This window comes from Microcoleus sp. OTE_8_concoct_300, from assembly GCF_031383065.1.
In the GTDB taxonomy this organism is placed as follows: domain Bacteria; phylum Cyanobacteriota; class Cyanobacteriia; order Cyanobacteriales; family Microcoleaceae; genus Microcoleus.
Map to the genome: position 1 here is coordinate 1 of NZ_JANMZH010000846.1, position 2,343 is coordinate 2,343.

A 2,343-nucleotide genomic window follows, 5' to 3' on the forward strand; every position below is an offset into this window, starting at 1 on the left:
CACACTTTGTCTCTACTATTAGAGGACAACAATCATGGCTATTCCTGACGTTGAATTAGATGCTGTGTTCCTCGTAAAGCAAAAATTCAATCGCTCCCACAAAATGTCAACCCCAGCAAAAAATATTTGGTGGCGATTGACTCTTCTAATTACTCTGCAATTAGCTCTGTTGTTTTTAGGTGAAAAAGCACAAGCTGGAGGTGGAGAGCCAGTTGATTTAGACTCAGAGACTAGACCAAAAACAGTCAATGCTACTGCCAATATTAAATGGGATAAATGGAGTCAGCCTTATTGGTTGAATAGCCAAGTTTGTCGGGAAAAAAGTGGCGATTTTGCCTGTTTCAGCTCTGATACTGCCAGAAAAATTGGCTGGAATATTCCAGCCCGCAATTGATTAAATCACTCATCATTAAAGGAGTCCAATCGTGAATTTCCAGAAAGTTCAAAAAATTACTGCGATCGCCATTGCTAGTGTTTCTATAGCTTTTACGGCACAAGCAGCTCAAGCAGCGGAAACTTTTCAGGTAAATGGCGGATATGCACTGAATACAAACAACTCTTTTCGGTTGATTGACGGGACTCCTCGGATGTCTCTTTATCAACATAACATCAACGACCCTGACCAAAAATTTGACCGTTTGCCGGGTAGCAGTAGCAATAGTATACTGTTGCGTCACGGTTCAACAGGCAAGTGCTTAAATGCTCATTATCTTGAGAACAATAAGGAAATAAATGTGTGGAATTGCAACGCTTCCGACCCAGATCAAAACTGGAATCTAGAGAATCTTTCTAGGGGGGAGTTCTTAATCCGCCGCAAGGGAACTGAGTTCTGTGTTGATTCTCCTACTCGTACTAATGCTGGTAGGATTCATCTAATTAGGTGCGATGCCAATAATGCGAACCAGCGTTGGAAAAGCACTGGCACTCCTACCAACAACCAACCAGCCTTGTTTGATAATCCTACATCTAGTACACCCTTACGTGGTTTCGAACATCCATTGAAGGGGGCAGGTGCTTACTCTAGTCACTTTGGACGTGGGGATCGTTCTATTCAGAAATTTGCAGATGACATAGGTGCAGGAATTGGTACAGCTATCTACGCTATGCGGAGTGGGAAAGTAATTGCAATCAAGCAGGATGTGCCAGATATGAATAAGCCAGCATCTTCGAACAATCAGTACAATGTCAACTATATTGTAATTGAACACGATCGAGATGTACCCCACAAGTCTGGTAAGTATTATCGCTCATTCTATATGCACATCCAGCAGAATTCGGCTCAAGTAAAAGTAGGAGATCGAGTAGAAGCCGGACAAAGGATTGCTTCTACCGGATACAATGGCTGGGCTGATGGGGCACATCTACATGTTGAGGTCAACTATCCAACTGGTAAAGACGATACTGTTTATAATCTTATAAATCTTATAAACAATCGTGAAACCGTTCCCTACGTTTGGAATCCTCCCTATGGCTATAACAAATAGGATTATCCAGTAAGCCTATCTAACCGAGGGTGATCCTTTCTACATCGTGTCAGGGTTGTAAAGGTCGCCTATGAAGAGAATGGTGGTTACGGTAAGACAGTCCAAACAACTCTGACGCTCGAACAATCTCGTAATGGTTGGAATATTCCCGAATATCCTAATCATGCCCCTTGGTATCTGCAACGAAAACGATAAGGTAGGGTTCGGTGCCTCAGCGATCAGATTGTTAGTTTAAATCGAAAATAATCCTAGCGGACGCACCCTACCTAAACAGATGAACGCAGACGAAATCTCATCTGCGTTCATCTGTGTTTATCTGCTAAAATCTGCGGTCAAAAAAACGCCCAATCCAACTACTTAGCCGCAGGTAAAGACAACTGAGGCGAAGTTTTAGGATAAGCTGCGATCGCGCACATTAGCAAAGTCAGGTAAATTCTGAACAATACGGGTCAATCTTCAGAAGTCCGGCTGGTCTAGGTTAATGGTCATAGTTACTGCTTCTATGCAAGAGCGCTACTATATTTTGGCTTAAAAAAATATTAATGTGCTAACCGGGGAAACGGACAGTGACAGCCTGTTGACACAATCCCGTAGCGATGACTTTTGCGGTGTTCCGGCAACAACATTTCTTAATGCGGTGGGGTTGCCGTTTTTTGGCTATGTAGGTATGATAACGTATATCGCGCAACCGCGCAATACGTAGTTGTGTCACCACGCAGTAAACCGCCCCCTCGCCAGATGCGAGAATACAGGTATGCGCGTATGAGAGACATGGCTAAAAAAATTCCACCTGAAATGGCTGAACTAAGCGTTTACGTAGATAAAAGGCTAAAGCTACGATTCAAACTAGCTTGCACAG

Annotated in this window: 2 protein-coding genes; both read left to right on the forward strand. The window is 43.2% G+C overall.

All coding sequences use genetic code 11. The annotated features are described in order from the left end of the window. Positions 1 to 34: 34 nt before the first annotated feature. Positions 35 to 394, forward strand: a complete 360-nt coding sequence (locus tag ACUVJL_RS37300) for a hypothetical protein (protein ID WP_445250418.1) — start codon at positions 35 to 37, stop codon at positions 392 to 394. A 31-nt stretch (positions 395 to 425) separates the two neighbouring features. Next, entirely contained in the window at positions 426 to 1,484 is a 1,059-nt protein-coding gene (locus tag ACUVJL_RS37305; RefSeq protein WP_445250419.1) for a peptidoglycan DD-metalloendopeptidase family protein, read from the forward strand. Positions 1,485 to 2,343 lie beyond the last annotated feature (859 nt).

What these genes read in the sequence shown, in the direction of transcription:
- ACUVJL_RS37300 (WP_445250418.1), top strand. Translation starts at nt 35, where the DNA reads ATGGCTATTCCTGACGTTGAATTAGATGCTGTGTTCCTCGTAAAGCAA.